Genomic DNA, 18,876 nt, shown 5'->3' on the forward strand with positions numbered 1-18,876 from the left:
TTTTAAGCGTGAACATCTTTGAACGAAATCCATTATTACAGATAGTTGGAAATTACAGCTACGAAAACGAAGTTCGGTCAAACACTAACCAGTTGAGTTTCTTTGATTAAACGTTGGGACACTAGTGATATCGACCAAATCGTAAACATCTTTAGGGAGATTTAGCATTTTTTTCCCACCCGGCCACGGTGTTTTTTTATTTTGCACGAAAAATGCCAACCAAGTGCCGAACTGGCAGTCAAACCCTTCCGGAGCTTCTCATGACCACGACTATTGAACACCGCCCCATCCAGACCCTTGAAGAATTTTACCACCTCATGGACCAGACGGCCCTTGTCCGACGCAAGGCCGCTCAAGACGCCCTGGCCGGACGGGAACCCGCGGAATCGGATATCGCCTCACTGCGTAACGCCCTGGAAAGTTTGAAGCAGATTCCGAACACTGACTCGGAAAAACCTTTCGAACGACTGCTGCGCATGGACGACGACCACGCGGTGACCGTTGACCTGGACTACGAAATCACGGAACTGGCCAGGGACGTGATGTTCTTGGAGTTGGGCGAGACGGCCCTGAAACTGGTCATCGAGGATCAGACTCCAGGCCTGCTTTCCCAGTCCGATCAGTTGGCCCAGCGGCTGACCAAGGCCTTGGGCCACGCGACCTTGCGTTGCTTCATCACGGACCGCGACGGCACGGTAAACAACTACTGCGGCCGGTACCGCTCCTCGGTCCAGGCCGTGTACAACGCGGTCTTCCTGACCCGTTTCGCCCGAAGCCGCGTTACCTGGCCCATAGTGATCACCTCCGGCCCGTTGTCCGGCCCCGGCCTCCTGGACGTCAGCGTCATCCCGCCAAAAACCTACGTCATGGCCGCGTCCAAAGGCCGTGAATACATGGACCTTGCTGACGCCTACGGCAGCTTCCCGGCTCCTGATGAACAGAACCGCATGCTGCAAAATCTGCACGGCGATCTGAACAACCTGCTGGAAATGCCGGAACACCGGAAATTCGGCCTGATTGGCTCAGGCTTGCAGGTCAAGTTCGGCCAGCTCACCGTGGCCCGCCAGGACATTTCCGGGTCCGTCCCCGAGGCCGAATCCCTGGCCTTCCTGAAGACCGTCACGGCCCTGATAGAACGCCACGACCCTAAAGGGCACACCATGCGCATCGAAGACACCGGCCTGGACATCGAGATCATCCTGACCATCGGCTCCGGCGATAAGCGCAAGGACTTCGACAAGGGCGACGGGGTGCTGTTTCTGGACCAGGCCTTGAGTCTGAACATCGGCAAGGGGCCCCACTTGGTCTGCGGAGACACCTTCTCCGACCTGCCCATGCTCCGGGCGAGCCTGGAACGCTGCCCGGACACCCACGCCGTGTTCGTGACCCGCAACAAGGAACTGCACAAGGCCGTGCTCGACCTCTGCCCCAAGGCCAGCCTCGTGGCCGAACCGGACATCCTGGTCCTGGCCCTGCACGCCCTGTCCCGTGTTTCCCAGTGATCCGGACCATCCAGACCGACATCACCACCACGAACAGAGACGCTCTCCCAACCATCCGAACCACCGTCATTTCCATAAGGAGACCCATCCCATGGCCCTGAACAAAGAACTGCTCGACATCCTGGCCTGCCCCAAGTGCAAGGCCGACGTCACCCTGACCCCAGCCGAGGACGGCCTGACCTGCGCACCCTGCCGGGCCGTCTATCCCATTAAGGAGGAAATCCCGATCATGCTCATCGAAGAGGCCATCCCGCTGGCGGACTGGGAAAACGGGGTCCGGGAACGGGGCAAGGGCGCTCACTGAAACCAAGGCCCCCATGATCCCCCGGGCACGCGCTGGCCCCATCCCTCTCCTGCTCATTTTCCCTTCCCTCCTCTCTCCGCTCCAGGCTGAACCTTCCCGGCCGACCCCGCCCGTGCCTTCCGGCAACCGGGGTCGGCATCAAAAACATCGAAGAGGCCCCACATGGCTTCGCTTCCGATACCGACCCGAATTCCACGAGAGAATCACTAGAATGGGAAATGCTACTGTTCTCATTCCACTTTGCTTTCAAAATGACACTATCCAGAGAAACTCGAATTGGAGTCATGACCGAAATCGCAATCGAAATCGGTATCGAAATCGAAACAACCAAATGCCTTCCTGAATGACTGCGATTTCGATCTCGATTTCGATTGCGAGCTGTCAATTTACGTCAGTTGAATGCAAACCGGAATAAGGCCATCCCCCCGTTTCCTTTTCCTGATCAACGCACAGCGTTGATGCCCCCCAAAAAAATCACCTTAAACACGCCGCTTCGCGTCGTATACGCACGGGTGTTTTCGGGGTTATTATGACAACCTTAAATAATACAAAACAATTTTGACGCCTTTGTTCCCCCCGATATCCTTCTCGGCCATGGTCTCCAACCTGAAGGTCATGATCCGTGAGCCAGGGGCAAGGGGCCAATAGCCCAGAGCATGAACCAACTCGGGAGGAGAAAAATGCACAGCCAACAGGAGTCGCCGGGCAAGGATGGAACCTTGCTGCAATTGGTCACGTTTCACATCGGAGACGAGGAGTTCGGGGTGGAGATCCTCAAGGTTCAGGAGATTATCCGGATGATGAGGAACAGTCAGCGGCCAGCGAGGAGATCAACCGGGGGATGGAGGACATCAACCGGATCTCCACGGAGACCAGCGAGGTCATGGACCAATCGGCCCAGGCCGTGTCTGAACTGGCCCGCCAGGCCGTGGAACTGCGTACCCTGGTGCAGCAACTCAAGCAGGGTTGATCCTTTCGCCCGGCCCGATCTTCCTGATCGGGTCGGGCGATGATTTTCCCGCGAGGACAACGCCACATGGCATGTAGCGTTTAGGAGGATTATGAAACAGACTGCCTTCGAAACGAACCTCCGTGCTGCTCCCGCCAGCCAGGAGAAGGATGACTTCCCGCCCAAGGCAGCCTTACGAAAGAGCGAGGCAATGCCGCTTGAATGTCTGGAAGCCGCCGGGATAGGGAGCTATGTCGTAGATTTGGCCGGAGATGCCTGCAACAGCTCAGCCGTGTTCAACTCCCTTTTAGGCATCCCGCAACAGGAAAAACACCATCTGGAAATTTGGCCGTCCACCATTCATCCGCAATGGCGGAAACAGGTCATGCGTGCGCACGACGACGCCATGAAAAAAGGTGAGCGTTTTGACCAGGAATACAAAATCATCCGGCAAGAAGACGGCAGGAACATTGGGTGCACGACGTGGGAAGTTTTGAAAGCGATGATCAGGGCAGGCCGTTCAGGATGATAGGCGCCATCAGGGACATCACGAAACGAAAAAGAATGGAACAGAAACAGGAAAAACTCCAAGTACAACTGCTTCAGGCGCAGAAGATGGAGGCCGTGGGCGTCCTGACGAGCGGCGTGGCCCATAATTTCAACAATATCCTGCAGACCATGGTCGGAACCATTGAACTTATGCGTCGAAGCGTTCCCCATGAACATCCCAACGCCGACCGTCTGCGGACACTCGCCAATTCCGTTGATCGCGGCGCTCATCTGGTCCGACAACTGCTGCAGTTCAGCCGCAAGGCAGAAACCCACAAGGAATGGACGAATATGAACCGGGAAATCGCCCATGTCGTGGCGCTGCTGGAACACGTCATCCCAAGGATGATCAGCGTGGAGTTGCGCCTTGCTGAAGAGATCTGGACCGTCAACGCCGATCGGATTCAGGTGGAGCAGGTGCTGCTCAACCTGGCGAACAATGCCGTGGACGCCATGCCGGACGGCGGCAGGCTGATCTTCACGACGCAAAATGTGGTGGTCGACGATCCGCATGCCCTCGGCCTTGCGGGTGTCAATCTCGGACCTCATGTTTTACTGACGGTCACGGACACGGGGTGCGGCATGGACGAAGAGACGCTGCGACACCTTTTCGACCCCTTTTTCACCACGAAAGGCAACGACAAGGGCACCGGCCTGGGGCTGGCCACGGCATACGGGATCATCACGGATCACGGCGGGGATGTCGCGTGTTTCAGCGAGCCTGGACTGGTGACCACGTTCCAGATCCACTGGCCGGCTGTGCTCGATCGCGGTGAAACTCGGGATGTACAGGAGCAGGTAGCCCCGGACTATCCGCACGGCGACGAAACCATCCTGGTGGTCGACGACGAGCCGGGCATTCGCGAAGTAACCGGCGAGGCTCTTGAATCGTTGGGTTATACCGTGATCGCCGTGAAAAACGGAGAGGAAGCCCTGATCGATTACGAAAAAAAGAAAGAAGCAATCCGGTTGGTCATTCTTGATCTGGGTATGCCCGGCATGGGAGGTAGACCCTGTTTGCTCGAATTGCGGCGCATCGATCCCGAGGTGAAGGTCCTCGTGTCCAGCGGATACCATGGAGCCGGCCTGGTTGATGACATCTTGAAAAACGGTGCGGCCGGATTCATCCACAAGCCCTACCAGCTTCGCGACCTGGCCGTCCGGATTCGAGACGTGCTGGACCATGGACGGCAAGAGAACGGGGAGGTGAAGCAGAGGATATTGCGTTTAGGGTCATAAGTTTCGCCGAGGAGTTTGCGCGATGGGCCCCTATAATGGTCTTGCGCGCTCTGGCCGGGGAAGTGGAGACAGCGGCCCATGCCGGTGATCTGGATGCCGTGCGGGGAAAGGTGGGCGAGTTGGAGAGGCGGTTCCAGGAAGTGCGGGAAACGATGGAGCGCGTCGACACGGGAATGTAGAAGATCGGCTACATGAGAGCCGGTTTGGCAGGACTGTTCTTGAAGCGGAAAGGAGGAGCACATGCACCAATGGCCAAATTCGGATCACCGCCTCGGGGACCGGTTGCGGTATTTACGGACGCTGAAAAACATGACCCAGGCCGAACTGGCGCAAAAGCTCGACATCAGCCTGAGACAGTATAACCGCGTTGAACGGGGCGAGTCGCAACCGACCATCTCGTTGCTGGAACGGATTTGCACGGTCCTCGATTCATGCTTGAGCACGCTGTTCCTGGTTTTCGACGCGGAGGGAAGAAGTGACTGTCTCAAAAGGGCGGGACGAAACCAAGCGATTTGCGGACAGTCATTGACCGGGATGTGGGCCTTGAGAACAGGGTCCGGACCGCCTCGGTGGTCCGCTTCCTTGTATCAGCTTCTGGGCTACACACCTTTTTCCGTCAAGCCTACCTTGCATCGCTTTTTGAAGCATGTTTCTCCGGAGGATCAGTCCGCGTTCAACACGTTCATTGACGCGGCGAAGCAACCTGGAAACATCGAGAGCCAGTTCCTCCATATAATCACCAAATCCTCGGAAAAACGCTTTGTGATTCTTTCCAGGGACTTTTTCCCGGGTGAAAACAATGATGAAGAACCATATATTCTTGTTCAAGATGTAACGGATCGAATACTCATTGACCGTGATCTTGTCCGCGGAAAGGAGCAATTGGAAAAATATGTTCGCGAGAAAAACAGCGAACTCGAATTAACACTGGGTCGATATCAGCAGGAAATTTCAGAGCGTATCAAAGCGGGAAAATTTTTGAATATTTACAAGATGATGGTCATGAGCTCAAATGACGCGCAAATATACGTCAATATTGAAGGAATCATCGTCATCGCGAATGTCGCCTATGAAAAACTTACAAACATTCCGGTGCAAAAAATTATCGGAAGATTACACGATACATTCATATCCAGTAATTTTGGCGATGCATATTACGATCTTGAAGTTAAACCGCGCATGGATCTCGCTCTTCTGCGCGGAAGAAAAGCTTTTTATGACGGATGGATAACCATGGACTCAGGCCGCAGGTATTTGAGTCGAAGCTACACCCCATGCAGAGAGGGAAAAGAAATGGCCGGGGTGATCATCACGGTACATGACCTCACCCACCTGATGATCGCCCGTGATCAGCTCGCGGAAAGCGAAGCCCGCTTTCGCAACCTCCTCGCGAACGTCCCCAACGTGGCCGTCCAAGGGTATCGGATGGACGGCACGACTTTTTACTGGAACCAGGCTTCGGAACAAATCTACGGCTACTCCTACGAGGAAGTCGTGGGCCGCAATCTCCTGGACCTGATCATTCCTCCGGAAATGCGGGAGAAGGTCAAAACGGCGATGCAACACATGGCCCAAACCGGCGAGCCCATCCCCGCGTCCGAATTGTGGCTGATGCACAAGGACGGCTCCTCGGTCCCCGTTTATTCCAGCCACGCGATCATCAAGAAGGATAGCGCCCTGCCGGAATTGTTCTGCATTGACATCGACCTCACCGAAAGATTGCTGGCCGAGAAGGCGGTGCTCAACCAAAAATCCTACCTGAGAGCAATACTCGATACGACACGAGACGGGTTCTGTATTGTCGACTTGCAGGGCAATCTCGTCGATGTCAACGAGGCGTACTGTCATATGTCTGGGCACACCAGGGAAGAGCTGCTGCGCCTGCACATCAAAGACCTGGATATTGAGGAAACGCCGGCTGAAATCGCGGAAAGACTTGCACGCATCCTCACCAATGGTTGCGAGCTGTTCGAGGTCCGGCATCGCAAGAGCGACGGAACACTTTTCAACATCGAAATCTCCTCGACGTTTCTGAATGAAAATGGGGGGCAGATCGTCAGCTTTTTGCGGGACATCACGGAGCGAAAGAAGGCCGAAACAGCGTTGACCCAAGCCAGGGAAATCGCGGAAGCGGCCAATCGGGCCAAAAGCGACTTCCTGGCCAAGATCAGCCATGAAGTCCGGACGCCTTTGAACGGGATCGTCGGTTTTGCCAACCTTCTCGTGGACACCTCTCTTGATGCGGAACAGCGCGAATGCGTCACGCATATTACCGCGAGTTCGGAAAAAATGCTCAACCTGCTCAACACATTGCTCGACTTTTCGAAGATCGAGGCCGGCAAGATCGAACTACGGGATGAACCCTTCTCGCCCCGCTGGACCGTGGAGGAGGCGGTGAACCTGATGATCCCCGTGGCCCGACAAAAAAACCTTGCCCTGAAATGGAACGTTGCGGAAGATGTGCCGGATGTTCTCCGGGGAGACATGGACAGGTTGCGACAAATTCTGCTGAACCTTGTCGGCAACGCCGTCAAGTTTACGGACCAGGGCACAGTGGACCTGTCCTGTGGACTGGAGTTGATTGAAGGCCCAGGAGCCCTGCTGCGTTTCACGGTCAAGGATACGGGGATCGGCATTCCGGCGGACCAGATTGATGCGCTGTTCTCCCCATACGTTCGCGGAAAAAACGTGAACACCCGTTATTCCGGCACCGGGCTGGGGCTGGCCATCTCCAAGGAACTGGTGGAATTGATGGGAGGCGAAATCCGGGTGCAAAGCACCGAAGGCGAAGGCTCGACGTTCTGGTTCACGGCGTGGTTCAAGAAGGATTTGGAGCCAAAGGAGGATGCCGCGTAACCAGGGCGAAGGCGTTCTGGATTGGGAGTACGGATTGCCAAGTTCAAGCCCGATCGATAGTGAACATTCTACAGGCAACGCAACGATGATGCTCTTCGAGAATGCCACCATACTCTGAAAAAAAAACAACGACCACGATCACCGCATCGCCGCCGCGGTCAACGAATCGAGGAGAGGGCATGCGAATTCAATCCATTCTATTCTTCTTCGTTCTGTGCTTCGTCCTGTTTTCGTGGATAACTTCCCCCGCCAAAGCGGACGATATCATCATCAATGTGGATATTGACTTTGCCCAACTCCAAAAAGAAGCGGAACTCTACTTTAAGTTGAGCAGCGCGCTTTTCTCGGCGTTTACATCCCAGCCAAGCCTGATGCAGGGTTCGTTTACCGCGAAATATGATGACGGGGCCGACGCGTCGCTTGAGATATTCAAACTCCCGATTCCCGTATATTTCAGGAAAGAACACTCCCTGCAGCCGTTTATCAAGCTGACCTACGGGTATAGCGAATACACCCGCGTTCTTGAGCCCTGGGACTCCCGAATACCATTTGAAGAGGACTTCGGAAAGCGGGAAAAGGTGAAGATAAAGACAAACAGCCTGGGATTGAGAACGGGCGCAAAATGGAAATACGCTCACAATCTCTCCATAGAGCCGTCATTTGGCATCGCCTACACGCACGTTCACCACAAACAATACGCCAGAATGATGATCACGGATTACATCATCCAGCGCCACCCCTCATTTCACCGTGATCTTTACGACACAACCGTCGAACTCGTCACCATCAGCCCGGGCGTAACGCACTCCCTGGATTATCCTTTTGGTCCCGGGACGATCGGCTTTGACGCGCAATTCCTGACCCAGTACTCAAAAGTATTTCGCTCCAAGGGCAGGTATGGGCAGATCACGGCAAACAGCAGCATCACCCATCTGGTCGTGGATTATGATTTTCCTCTGGGGCGTTCTTTTTTCAACAGAGAAATTTCGGTCAAGCCCTTTGTCGGCAGAACGGATTATTTCGGAGATCTGAGAGCGGGCATGGGGTTGCGGACCATGTACGAGTATGGCTTGGACTTCATTGTGGATATCAAGGATTATGGAGCCTATCTCTCCAGACTGTCCTTCGGCGGATCATACATGAAGGGCTATCAGTTGACTGGCTGGAAAATCGGATTAGGCTGGGAATTTTAGCACGGCCCAGCATGGAGGTAGACAGTGAGCACATTCCCTTTTTGGATCGGATTCGGCGACATTCATGAACAGACCGGCAACCTTCGTCTGATTCCGAACCTGGCCGAGGCCGCGGGGATCCTGGTCAGCGGGGACCTGACCAACCGGGGCAAGAAGCCCGCGGCGGAGCGCATTCTGGAGCAGATTCGGAAAATCAACCCCAGGATCTACGCCCAGATCGGCAACATGGATTATCCGGAAGTGGAGGATTTTCTCAACGCCCAGGGCGTGAACATCCATGCACGGGGCCTGGACCTGGGTCATGGAATCGGGCTGATGGGCGTGGGCTACTCCAACCCCACGCCTTTTGGCACGCCGGGGGAAGTCACGGACGACCAGCTGGCCGTCTGGCTGGCCCAGGCCCACGAGCCGGTCAAGGATCTGCCGCACCTGTTGCTGGTGGCCCATAACCCGCCCTTCGACACCGCAGCGGACAAGGTCGGCGGCAAGACCTCCGTGGGCAGCCGGGCCGTCCGGGCCTTCATCGAGAAGGTCCAGCCGGAGGTCTGCCTGACCGGACACATCCACGAAGCCCGGGCCGAGGACCGCATCGGCAAGACCCAGGTGATCAACCCGGGCCCCTTGTCCGGAGGCGGCTACGCCCTGATCCGGCTGACCGAGACCGGACTGCGCGGCGAGTTGCGGATGATCGGCCAAAGGTCCTCATAGCGATACATCATGAAGCTGTACTCATGGAACGTAAACGGCTTCCGAGCCGTGCTGAACAAGGGCTTTTGGGACTGGTTCCATCAGGCCGACGCCGACGTCGTCGGCCTGCAGGAAATCAAGGCCACGCCGGACCAGCTCGCCGACCAGGATCGGCAAGCCTCCGGCTATCTGGACTACTGGAACCCCAGTCGAACCAAAAAAGGCTATTCCGGCGTGGCCTGCTTCAGCAAGGTGTTGCCCCTGGACGTGACTCTGGAACTGCCCGACGAGCGTTTCCACGGTGAGGGCCGGGTGATCCGGCTGGAGTTCCCGGACTTCCACTTCTTCAACATCTATTTCCCCAACGGCCAGATGAGCCTGGAACGGCTGGACTACAAACTGGGCTTTTACGACGCCTTCCTGGAACACGCCCAGGATTTGCGCCGCTCCAAGCCCGTCGTGGTCTGCGGGGACTTCAACACCGCGCACAAGGAAATCGACCTGAAAAATCCCAAGGCCAACGCCGAAACCTCCGGCTTTCTGCCCATCGAACGCGCCTGGATCGATTCCTTCATCGCCGCCGGATACGTGGACACCTTCCGGATGTACACCGACCAGCCGGATCAGTACACATGGTGGACCTACCGCTACGGCGCCCGAAGCCGCAACGCCGGGTGGCGCATCGACTACTTCTTCGTCTCCGAGGAACTCAAGCCCGCCGTCCGCCGAGCCTGGATCGAGCCCGAAGTTCAGGGCTCGGACCACTGCCCGGTGGGGTTGGAGCTGGAGTTGTAGCCGCTCGAACTCAAGCCGCACCGTCAAGTATTCTGATGGATGGAAACCAACCGCCCCTGCTCCAACCGATACACCCGCTCCATGTATTCCAGTCCCGCCGGACGATGGGTGATAAGCAGCACGGAACGGCCTTGCATCAGGGGGCGCAGTTCCGTCCACAACGCGGCCTCGGTTTCGGGGTCCAGCCCTTCGGTGGGTTCGTCCAGGATCAAGATCGGCGCGTCTTTGAGCAGGGCCCGGGCCACGCTCAGCCGCCGGGCCTGACCGCCGGACAACCTGGCCCCGAACTGACCGACCTGGGTATCCAGGCCTTCGGGCAAGGACGCGACGAACTCTTCCAGCCGGGCCTTGCGAAGAGCTTCCCAAAGCTGAGCTTTTGTGGCCCGGGGACGCCCCAAGCGCAGATTCTCGGCAATGGTGGCGTTGAACAGGAACACGTGCTGCGAAACCACGGCCATCCGGGCCCGGACCTCTTCTCCGGATACGGTGCGCAGCTCCCTTCCGGCAAGCCGGACCTCGCCCTGGTCATATTCCCAGAACCGAAGCAAAATATGTTGCAGGGTGGTCTTGCCCGACCCAGCCGATCCAACGATGCCGACCCGTGCGCCCTGGGGCAGGTCCAGATTCACGCCGCAAAGCGTCGGCTCTCGGCGGTCCGAAGCCCCGTGGGGATAGGTGAACCACAAATCGCGAATCACTAGATCCGCGACCTGCCGCGGTTCTTGCGGCGCGGCGGGCTCGGCTACCGGAGGCCGGGCCTCGGTGATTTCCAATATCCGGCTTGCGGCCATCCGGATCTGCCCCCACATCCGCCACGCTCCCGGCAGGGGCAAAATGGCCTCGAAACTGACCAGGGCCAGGACCGCCAGCATGGGCAGCGTAGCCGGAGACCAAACACCCGCGCCCACCAGGGGGATGCCGACCAGCAGCACCAGCCACATGGCCAAGCCCGAGGCCAGCCCCACCATGCCCTGGGCCATGCTCTCCAGCCGGGACGTCCGGGATTGCAGCCGAATCAGCCGGTCGCTTTCCCGCTGGACCAACTCCCGGTGCCTGGGTCCGGCTCCGTAGACCAGCAGATCTTCCATGCCCCTCAGACCGTCCACCACCAGACACCGCAACCGGGCGGCCGCTTCGACTTGCCCCGCGCCGTCCGCCGCACCCTTGGAAAGACAAAACGCCGGCAGCACGGCCCCGGCCAGCAGCCAGAGCCCGGCCAGGCCAAGGGCCAAGGTCGGTTGGAAAACCCAGAAAAAACCAAAAGCCACTCCGACCACGCAAACCGCAGTCCCGGCTGGCAGGAGCAGGCGCAGATAGAAGTTGTCCAGCAGGTCGATGTCCGCTCGCAACCGGCTGAACAGATCCGCGCTGTGCATCCCTCCTCGCCCGTCTTCCTTGTTCAGACCAGCGGGCGCCAGGGGAACCAAGCGCTCAAAAAAACGCACCCGCAGATCAGCCAGGAGGCGCAACGTGGCGTCATGACTGACCAGCCGTTCGAAATACCGCCCCACGCTACGGACAATGGCCAGGGTCCGAATGGCCCCGGCCGGAAGGAAATAATTGAACAGCACCCCGCTGACCCCGGCCAGGGCCATGGAGGCCAGAAACCAGGCCGCCAAGGCCAGCAGAGCCATGTTGGCCAGCACCGTGACCACGGAACAGGCCAGTCCCAGAAGCAGCCAGGGCCATTTGGCCCGAGCCATGGACAGCAGGAGTCGAAAAACGCGCATCACCCACCGTCCCGGCATGTTTCTGGAGGACACGCATCCTTCGGCCGCGTGAGTTCCACCACCACGTCCGCGAACTCCCGGACCCGTGGATCATGCGAGGCGATGACCACGGTTCGTTTGCCTGAAACACCATCGGACACTTTTCCCAACGCGGCCAGCACCATCTCGGCACCCTGATCGTCCAGGTGCGCCGTGGGCTCATCCAAAAGCAGCAACGGAACGGGTTTGCCCAGAGTTCTGGCCAAGACCCGAGCCAGGGTCAACCGCTGGCACTGCCCGCCGGACAACCCGGCCCCACCCTCGCCCACACGGGTTTGCCAGCCCTGGTCCATGGCGGCCAGATCCCGGTTCAAGCCGATCAGCGCGGCAATTTTGTCCAGGGCATCCCAGTCCACGGTATCCACTCTTCCAGGCTGCCCACTCGGTCCGGAAGCCCCGCCCAGCAGTACATTCTCCCACATCGTGGTCGGCGCGATATACGGATTCTGAGGCATCCAAGCCACGTGCCGCAGCCAGTGTTCCAGATCCATGCCCGTCAGGTCCGTCCCGTTGACCAGAATGCGTCCGCCTTCCGGGCGGGCCGTACCCAGAAGCAGCCGCAACAGGGACGTCTTGCCCACGCCGCTGGGCCCGATCAGGGCCAAGCGGCTTCCGGACGGAACGTGCAGGGAAAACCCGCGCAGCACTGGTTGGTCCGGTGCATGGCTGAAATCCAGATTCTTAATGTCCAGTTCCACGGTGGACCACTCCGGGCAGACTCCAGAAGCCGATCCTGATGGTCGAGGCCGTTCGGCCAGCAGAGCCGTCAGCCCTTCGGACGCGGCCATGGCCGAAAGTCGGGAGTGATAATGGACGCCCAGGGTCCGCAGGGGAAGATAGAATTCCGGGGCCAGCAAGAGGATGAAAAACCCGGCCTGGAAGGCCATGCTCCCGGAAAGCAGCTTGAAACCGATGATCACGGCAACCACGGCCAGGCTGACAGTAGAGAAGAATTCCAGAACCAGAGCGGAGAGAAAGGCGATTCGCAGGACGGAGAGAGTGGATTCCCGGTAGTCGTCGGTGATCTCGGCGATGATTCGGGCTTCCCGGCGGGTGGCGTTGAACAGCCGCAGCGTGGTCAGGCCTTGAAGGCTGTCCAGAAACCGGGCGCTCAGCATTGCCAGTCGCCTCCATTGGCGCTGGTTCAGCTTCTCGGCCCGAGAGCCGATCAGGAACATGAACAGGGGAATGAACGGTGCGGTGAACAGCAGGATCAACCCGCTGACAAAATCCATTGGAAAGACGAAGGCCAGGACGGCCAGGGGAAGCAACGCGGCCAAAGCGGCCTGGGGCAGGTACCGGGAAAAATAGGCCTCCAGCCCTTCGATCCCGTCCACCACATGGTGGGCCAGATCGCCGCTGGAACGGCCACGCAGCCGTTCCGGACCCAGGGCGGCCAAATGATCCATAACCCGCATCCGAAGCAGACTCTTGACCCGCATCGCGGCCCGCACCCCGAACTGCTCCCCGCCCCAGACCAACCCGGCCCGAACCAGCATCAGCACCGGCAGAGCCATCAGCGCCCCGAAGACATTCTCCAACCCGGACGCCTCAAACAACACCTGATGCACCACAAAGGCCAGCAACCCGGCCTGAACGATCAGCAAAACCCCGGCCGCCGCCCCCAACCCGATCCCCGCCAGCAACAATCCGCGCACCAACCGCGCATTCCCACGCAACCAGTCCTTGGGGGTCGGTTGGTCGGCCTTGGTTTCTGTTATTGAGTCAATCACGCGGGGTCAGCTTTTGGGCGGGGCCAGGCAGAATTCACGATCACCACTCATCCTAACCAGTTGCGGCCTTCTCGCTACGGAATGCGGAGAAACCACCTCTTCAGACGGTGATAACGTCCCGAATGGCATTGAAAACATGGTCCAGGTCATTGAAAATGTATCCGGACAGCGGCGATGGTTCAATTGTTCCATCCAGGTTATGGCGGTGATGCGGGTGGGTTGAAATTGACGGAAAATGAGGAGAGTTATCCCATCTTATAAGCGGCTTATTCGTATAAAGCTGGTAGGAGTACACCATTTCGGTTTGCGTCTGGATAATCCGGACCTCAAGCCGATATGAGGAAGGAAGCAGCGAGCACCGTACCCGGAGAACAAACCTGGAAAGAGCCTCGTCAAGAACAATGATCTTTACGGATGAAACGAGACGCTGAGACCTTAAATGGTCAATGATGCTTGACGAATCAACTCGCTCAGACATTATTCATGATCATCCTATTGACGTCTTTCCACGCCTGACGCATTTCCTCGGCAGCCTTCCAGTCAAACCAGTCGTCTTCCATGGCAAGATCAGCCCTTTCCCGCAACATGAGGCTGAATCGTTCAAAATCACAGCCATGCTTGTTTTCCAAATCCTGTATCGTCGATTCATAGCTACGGATCTTTCTCTGGGCAAAGTCGATAATGATATCCGTCAAGGCAGATTTCTCATCCTTATGGATACCCGCAACGACAAAAGGCTTTGCGATATCATGGAGTATTTCTTGACTATACATTTGCTTGCTCCTGCTTTTCAGATTTTTGCCCCGCCATCTGCCCGGGCAACAACGGCGGCATGGGGCATTCCAGAGCGTCGCTGACGGCCCGCAGGATTTCGGCCTGGGCTATGGAAACCTGGCCGTCGGCCACGATGACCGCGGCGCAGGCCGTGATCAGGTCGCGCTTGGAGGATTCGCGCAGGCGGACCAGCTTGTTCAAGGCCGCATCCAGAGCCTGAATGCCGCACTGCTCACGGGAACGCAGGCCCAGGACGGGCAGACGCAGTTCATTGGCCCCGGCTTCGAAGGCCATGGCCGTGTCTTCGGCCCGGGCTCCCACATGGGCCAGGGCCGAGAGGATCAGCGAAATCTGGTCCACGACCTGGTGCAGGGCCGCGTGACCAAAAGCCGAGGTCCGGCCCGGCACGAAGGATGGCTCCAGGTGGCGGAGTACTGCACGATGTAAGGCCCATTCAAACAGCCCGACCCGTCCGTCGGCCTTGATCAGCCCTTGCAGAGCTGAGCGAAACGCCGGATACCGGTCAAAGGGCATCCGACGCAGGGCCGGGAAGCAGATATCCAGCAGCGGCAAGCGCAACTCTCTAGGCAGCTCCACACGAGCCAGGTCGGCCACCTTGCGCTCAAGGGCCGGCCCGAAAATATTGTCCAACAACGCAAATTGCGCCTTGGCCACGCCCTGCTCCCGACTGAGCAGCATGGCGAACACCACCCAGTGGGCCTGGACAGTATCATGGGCAGCGTCCAGCAATACGGGGGGAATTCGCTCCCGGAGCCCCCGGGCATGGGCCACATGGGCATCGTCCAGTCGGCCCACGGAGGCGGTCAGGCCAACAGCCGTCGGCGTACCGGACTGGGCAGCGGGTCGCGCCGGAGGACTTGGTCGTTCCTGGTGCTGTTCCCGAGTCAGACTGGAAAAACCGAACTCCTTGGCGGCCGCGCCCGTCCTTGTCCGCACTTGTGGTCGGGGAAAGTCCGATATGACCGGATACGTTCCGTCCCAACCCGGCTCCACCCGTCGGATGCGTTCCTCCAGGGGTGGGTGGGTGGCGAACAGGGAGGTCATGAGCACATTTACGCCCTGGGCGAAAAACATGTGGCTGGCCTGGGCCGCGTTGGCGTGCTCCAGCCGCGAGCCCTGGGAAATGGCGCCGATCTTCTTCAGCACCCCGGCCATGGCCCGGGAGTCCCGGGTGAACTGAACCGCCGAGGCGTCGGCCAGGTACTCCCGCTGCCGGGAGACAGCGGCCTTGATCATGCTGCCGAAAAACATCCCCAGGGAACCCACCAGGATGAACCCCACGCCCAGCACCAGGGGCAAGGCCGCCCCCCGACGATCCCGGGACCGCCCGCCATAGACGGTCATCCGCAGGATCACCCGTCCGGCCAGCCCCAGGATGATCAGTCCGTGAATCACGCTCATCAACTTGATGTTCATGCGCATGTCACCGTTCAGGATATGGCTGAACTCGTGCCCGATCACGGCCTGCAGCTCCGAGCGGGTCAGCAGCCGGGCGGCTCCGCTGGTCAGCCCCACCACCGCGTCACCGGGGTTCTGGCCCGCGGCAAAGGCGTTGATGCCGCCCTCCTGGTCCAGCATGTACACCGGAGGCACGGGCAGGCCCGAGGCAATGGCCATTTCCTCCACCACGTTGAGCACCTTGCGCTCATCCGGGTTGGCGCTGTCCGGCATCACCAGCCGCCCTCCCAGCAGTTCGGCCACCGCGGCCCCGCCGCGTCGAAGCTGGACCATTTTGAAGATGGTCCCGAATCCGATAATGGCCAGGATCATCGCCCCCAGCATGGCCAGCAGGTCGGCCATGCTCTTGAACTCCCGCCAAGCCTGGGCCGCGTTGGGCGCGTCGGTCAGAATCAGCAGATAGATCAGGGCATAGACCGTGAACACGATGCCAATGGTGGCCAGAACGAACAGCACCACCAGAACCATGCTTTTACGCCGGGCCCGTTCCTGACTCTCAAAAAAATCCATGGTGTAACCAGCCTGAATGAATGTTCAGAACGCCTCCACCCATCACTGCTAAAATTGGACCTTGGGCACTTCCCGAAACTCCCTGCCCTCGAACTCCAGCAGCGTGGCCGGACTGAACCCGAACATCCCGGCAAAGATGGTCTGGGGAAAGGACTCCCGGTAGGTGTTGTAGGTCATCACCCCGTCGTTGAAGGCCTGCCGGGCGAAGGCGACCTTGTTTTCCGTACTGGTCATTTCCTCGCTGAGCTGCATCATGTTCTGGTTGGCCTTCAGGTCCGGATAGCTCTCCACCAAGGCGAACAGCTTGCCCAAAGCCCCGGACAGCATCCCCTCGGCCCCGGCCAACCCGGCCATGGCCGCGGCCTGCCCCGGATTGGCCGCCGCGGCCTGCATGGCCCCGTAAGCCTGGTTCCGAGCCGCGATCACCGCTTCCAGGGTCTCGCGTTCATGCGCCATATAGGCCTTGGCCGTCTCCACCAAATTGGGGATCAGGTCGTAGCGCCGCTTGAGCTGCACGTCGATCTGGGCAAAACCGTTCTTGTACCGGTTCCTGAGGGCGACCAACTGATTGTAGATGCGCACCACCAGAAAGCCCAGGGCGGCAAGCAGAACCAGGAAGACGACAAATGACGTGGACATGTGAGGATTCTCCTGTTTGAGGGACGAAAGGAAATGGGCAGCATGACCGAGAGGCTGCTTCGGACGACGCCTTGGAAGTTGTTCAAAAAGCCGGACTTGTCAACGGTTTTTGGCAAATACATGCTGTTCAAAAAAAACATCCAGCCCCTCCACATACACCGCACCGGAACTCAGAAAGCCCGAATTGTGGCCCCCGGAGATTTCCAGAAACATCTTCGGTTCGGGCGCGGCGGCGTAGAGGGCTTGGCCATTGGCATAGGGAATGATTTCGTCTCCCGGGCTGTGCACCACCAGCACCGGGGCATGGACATCGCTTATCCGTCCCAGGGTGTTGTAGCTGTATTTGGCCAGCCAGCGTACCGGAAGGAAGGGATAAAGCCGGGCGGCCATGTCCGGCAGGGAGGTGAAGGTGGATTCCAGGATCAGGGCTCCCGGAGCCTTCTCTCGGCCCACATGAGCGGCTAGGTGCGCGGCCACGGCCCCGCCCAGGGAGCGGCCGAAAATAATGATCCGCCCGGGTTCGACGCCCTTTTCTTCGACCAGAAAGGCCCAGGCCGTCTGGGCGTCCAGATAGGTGCCGAACTCGCTGGGCCGACCCTCACTGCGCCCGAAGCCCCGGTAGTCGAAGATCAGCACGGACAGGCCCAGGTCGCGGAAGATACGGATGGAGTCCAGACGATGGCCGATGTTTCCGGCGTTGCCGTGGCAAAAAAGCACCACGCCACGGGCGTCCTCAACCGGAACGAACCAGGCGTTGATGTTCACCCCGTCCGAGGTGGACAGCGTCAGGTCGTCATACTCCCAGCCGACGTCCGCCGGGGTCAGGGAAATCTCAGCCACGGGATGAAAGACCATGGCGTCCTGGCGAACATAGACCCATCCGGCCAGCCCCAGGTAGAGCAAGACCAGGATCACGGCGATGGTCATGGTGGAGTGCATGGCCGCCTCGCTAATCACAGGGTTTCTGGGGAAGGTCGCGTCGGAATTCTGATTCGTTCAGGCGGTTCACCCAGTATTCGGAACAGAGATCGAAAAGCCGCCATGCCTCCAGATCGGCCCGTTCGAACAACCGCGACCAGTTCACGGCATGGAAGTCACGCCAGAACTCCGTCCGGCCATTGCGTTTTCCGCTGGTAAAACCAGGCTCCCGGTCCAACTGCGCGTAGCACAGATTGAGCAGAACCGAGAGATCCAGCACCGGCGGATGATGCAGCGCGCGGACCAGGGCATAGGCGGCACGCCCCTGGACCAGTCGGTTGACCAGGAGTTGAACGGACAAGGCGGCGTGGACATCGTCTCGCCGCAGGCCGACCTCCTCGGCGAGGCGATGCAGCACACTCACTCTCTTGGCCGGATAGGGCCAGATAATCCGCGGATAATGGCAGCAGCGGTTGATTTGCTGGTCCAGAGCCGTTTCCACCAGCCGGTGCAGGGCGATGCTTTGTCCGGTGGAAGCCTGGCCGGGACGCTTGCCGGACAGGGCGTCCACCACGGGATGCATGACCCTGTCCAGGGCCACGTGGGACAGGTAACCCAGGACAAAGGCCTTGTCCCGTCCGGACTTCTCCTCCCGCGCCCAGGCCGCCATGCGTCCGAAGGACTCGGTCCGGGTCCGCGGGTCCGACCCGTGCAGCACCCGGGCCATCCGCCGCCCGCGAGAGAGGGGGTGATAGAAAAAAGCATCCGGGATGATCGAGCCCAGGGAGAAGAACAAAGGATGGGCTTGTATCAAATCCGTCGAAAAATGGTCGGCAACAGCGTTTTTCGATGGATTCCGAGTCTGTTTCCAAAGCCGCCGAGCGAACCAGAGATGGGTGTTTTCCTTAGGCATGCGATACCTCCACGACGCATGGAGATGACGGTTCTCGACGCGTCGCAACGACGTGTTCCATTCGCAC

Annotated in this window: 17 protein-coding genes and 2 pseudogenes; 11 read left to right on the plus strand and 8 right to left on the minus strand. The window is 58.8% G+C overall.

Annotated features, from left to right (window positions below):
- Window positions 1-260 precede the first annotated feature (260 nt).
- The 11 genes and pseudogenes from C6366_RS07630 (at window position 261) to C6366_RS07670 (ending at window position 10,074) form a co-directional block, all read left to right on the plus strand.
- Window positions 261-1,502 carry a hypothetical protein gene (locus C6366_RS07630; protein ID WP_107736741.1) on the plus strand — a complete coding sequence of 414 codons (1,242 nt, stop codon included), beginning with the start codon at window positions 261-263 and terminating at the stop codon, window positions 1,500-1,502.
- Between the two features lie 91 nt (window positions 1,503-1,593).
- On the plus strand, window positions 1,594-1,806 hold the full coding sequence (locus C6366_RS07635; protein WP_107736742.1) for a Trm112 family protein: 213 nt from the start codon (window positions 1,594-1,596) through the stop codon (window positions 1,804-1,806).
- 802 nt (window positions 1,807-2,608) lie between these two features.
- Window positions 2,609-2,776 (plus strand): annotated as a pseudogene (locus C6366_RS07640) (chemotaxis protein); the annotation flags it as partial.
- A gap of 91 nt (window positions 2,777-2,867) precedes the next feature.
- On the plus strand, window positions 2,868-3,284 hold the full coding sequence (locus C6366_RS07645) for a PAS domain-containing protein (RefSeq protein ID WP_107736743.1): 417 nt from the start codon (window positions 2,868-2,870) through the stop codon (window positions 3,282-3,284).
- A 35-nt stretch (window positions 3,285-3,319) separates the two neighbouring features.
- On the plus strand, window positions 3,320-4,543 hold the full coding sequence (locus tag C6366_RS07650; RefSeq protein WP_158269689.1) for an ATP-binding protein: 1,224 nt from the start codon (window positions 3,320-3,322) through the stop codon (window positions 4,541-4,543).
- A 35-nt stretch (window positions 4,544-4,578) separates the two neighbouring features.
- Window positions 4,579-4,722 carry a hypothetical protein gene (locus C6366_RS19555; protein WP_158269690.1) on the plus strand — a complete coding sequence of 48 codons (144 nt, stop codon included), beginning with the start codon at window positions 4,579-4,581 and terminating at the stop codon, window positions 4,720-4,722.
- 61 nt (window positions 4,723-4,783) lie between these two features.
- Window positions 4,784-4,960: pseudogene (locus tag C6366_RS20665) on the plus strand (helix-turn-helix domain-containing protein); the annotation flags it as partial.
- Between the two features lie 876 nt (window positions 4,961-5,836).
- Window positions 5,837-7,399, plus strand: coding sequence for a PAS domain S-box protein (locus C6366_RS20245; RefSeq protein ID WP_233248425.1), 1,563 nt, complete (start codon window positions 5,837-5,839; stop codon window positions 7,397-7,399).
- 179 nt (window positions 7,400-7,578) lie between these two features.
- Window positions 7,579-8,592, plus strand: coding sequence for a hypothetical protein (locus C6366_RS07660; protein WP_107736746.1), 1,014 nt, complete (start codon window positions 7,579-7,581; stop codon window positions 8,590-8,592).
- Window positions 8,593-8,616: 24 nt separating this feature from the next.
- Window positions 8,617-9,300 carry a metallophosphoesterase gene (locus C6366_RS07665; RefSeq protein ID WP_107736747.1) on the plus strand — a complete coding sequence of 228 codons (684 nt, stop codon included), beginning with the start codon at window positions 8,617-8,619 and terminating at the stop codon, window positions 9,298-9,300.
- 9 nt (window positions 9,301-9,309) lie between these two features.
- Window positions 9,310-10,074 (plus strand): exodeoxyribonuclease III, encoded by a 765-nt coding sequence (locus C6366_RS07670; protein WP_107736748.1) that lies wholly within the window; start codon window positions 9,310-9,312, stop codon window positions 10,072-10,074.
- Window positions 10,075-10,097: 23 nt separating this feature from the next.
- Here C6366_RS07670 and cydC read toward each other — a convergent pair whose 3' ends face one another.
- The 8 genes from cydC to C6366_RS07705 form a co-directional block, all read right to left on the minus strand.
- Window positions 10,098-11,804: a thiol reductant ABC exporter subunit CydC gene (gene cydC / locus C6366_RS07675; protein WP_107736882.1), complete on the minus strand. Its 1,707-nt coding sequence runs from the start codon at window positions 11,802-11,804 to the stop codon at window positions 10,098-10,100.
- The gene (gene cydD / locus C6366_RS07680; RefSeq protein ID WP_107736749.1) at window positions 11,804-13,576 is read right to left on the minus strand and encodes a thiol reductant ABC exporter subunit CydD; all 1,773 of its coding nucleotides are present in this window, start codon (window positions 13,574-13,576) and stop codon (window positions 11,804-11,806) included. Before cydD ends, cydC begins: the two co-directional genes overlap by 1 nt.
- A 100-nt stretch (window positions 13,577-13,676) precedes the next feature.
- Window positions 13,677-14,054 (minus strand): DUF6516 family protein, encoded by a 378-nt coding sequence (locus tag C6366_RS20670; protein WP_368731480.1) that lies wholly within the window; start codon window positions 14,052-14,054, stop codon window positions 13,677-13,679.
- A complete protein-coding gene (locus C6366_RS07685; protein WP_107736750.1) occupies window positions 14,047-14,349 on the minus strand; it encodes a hypothetical protein in 303 nt (100 codons plus the stop codon). Before C6366_RS07685 ends, C6366_RS20670 begins: the two co-directional genes overlap by 8 nt.
- Complete coding sequence (locus C6366_RS07690; RefSeq protein WP_107736751.1) at window positions 14,342-16,339, minus strand: M48 family metallopeptidase; 1,998 nt, start codon at window positions 16,337-16,339, stop codon at window positions 14,342-14,344. Before C6366_RS07690 ends, C6366_RS07685 begins: the two co-directional genes overlap by 8 nt.
- 48 nt (window positions 16,340-16,387) lie before the next feature.
- Complete coding sequence (locus tag C6366_RS07695; protein ID WP_107736752.1) at window positions 16,388-16,978, minus strand: LemA family protein; 591 nt, start codon at window positions 16,976-16,978, stop codon at window positions 16,388-16,390.
- Window positions 16,979-17,077: 99 nt separating this feature from the next.
- A complete protein-coding gene (locus tag C6366_RS07700; RefSeq protein ID WP_107736753.1) occupies window positions 17,078-17,917 on the minus strand; it encodes an alpha/beta hydrolase in 840 nt (279 codons plus the stop codon).
- A gap of 10 nt (window positions 17,918-17,927) precedes the next feature.
- Complete coding sequence (locus tag C6366_RS07705) at window positions 17,928-18,809, minus strand: zinc dependent phospholipase C family protein (protein ID WP_107736754.1); 882 nt, start codon at window positions 18,807-18,809, stop codon at window positions 17,928-17,930.
- Window positions 18,810-18,876 lie beyond the last annotated feature (67 nt).

It is taken from the genome of Desulfonatronum sp. SC1 (assembly GCF_003046795.1).
Lineage (GTDB): Bacteria > Desulfobacterota > Desulfovibrionia > Desulfovibrionales > Desulfonatronaceae > Desulfonatronum.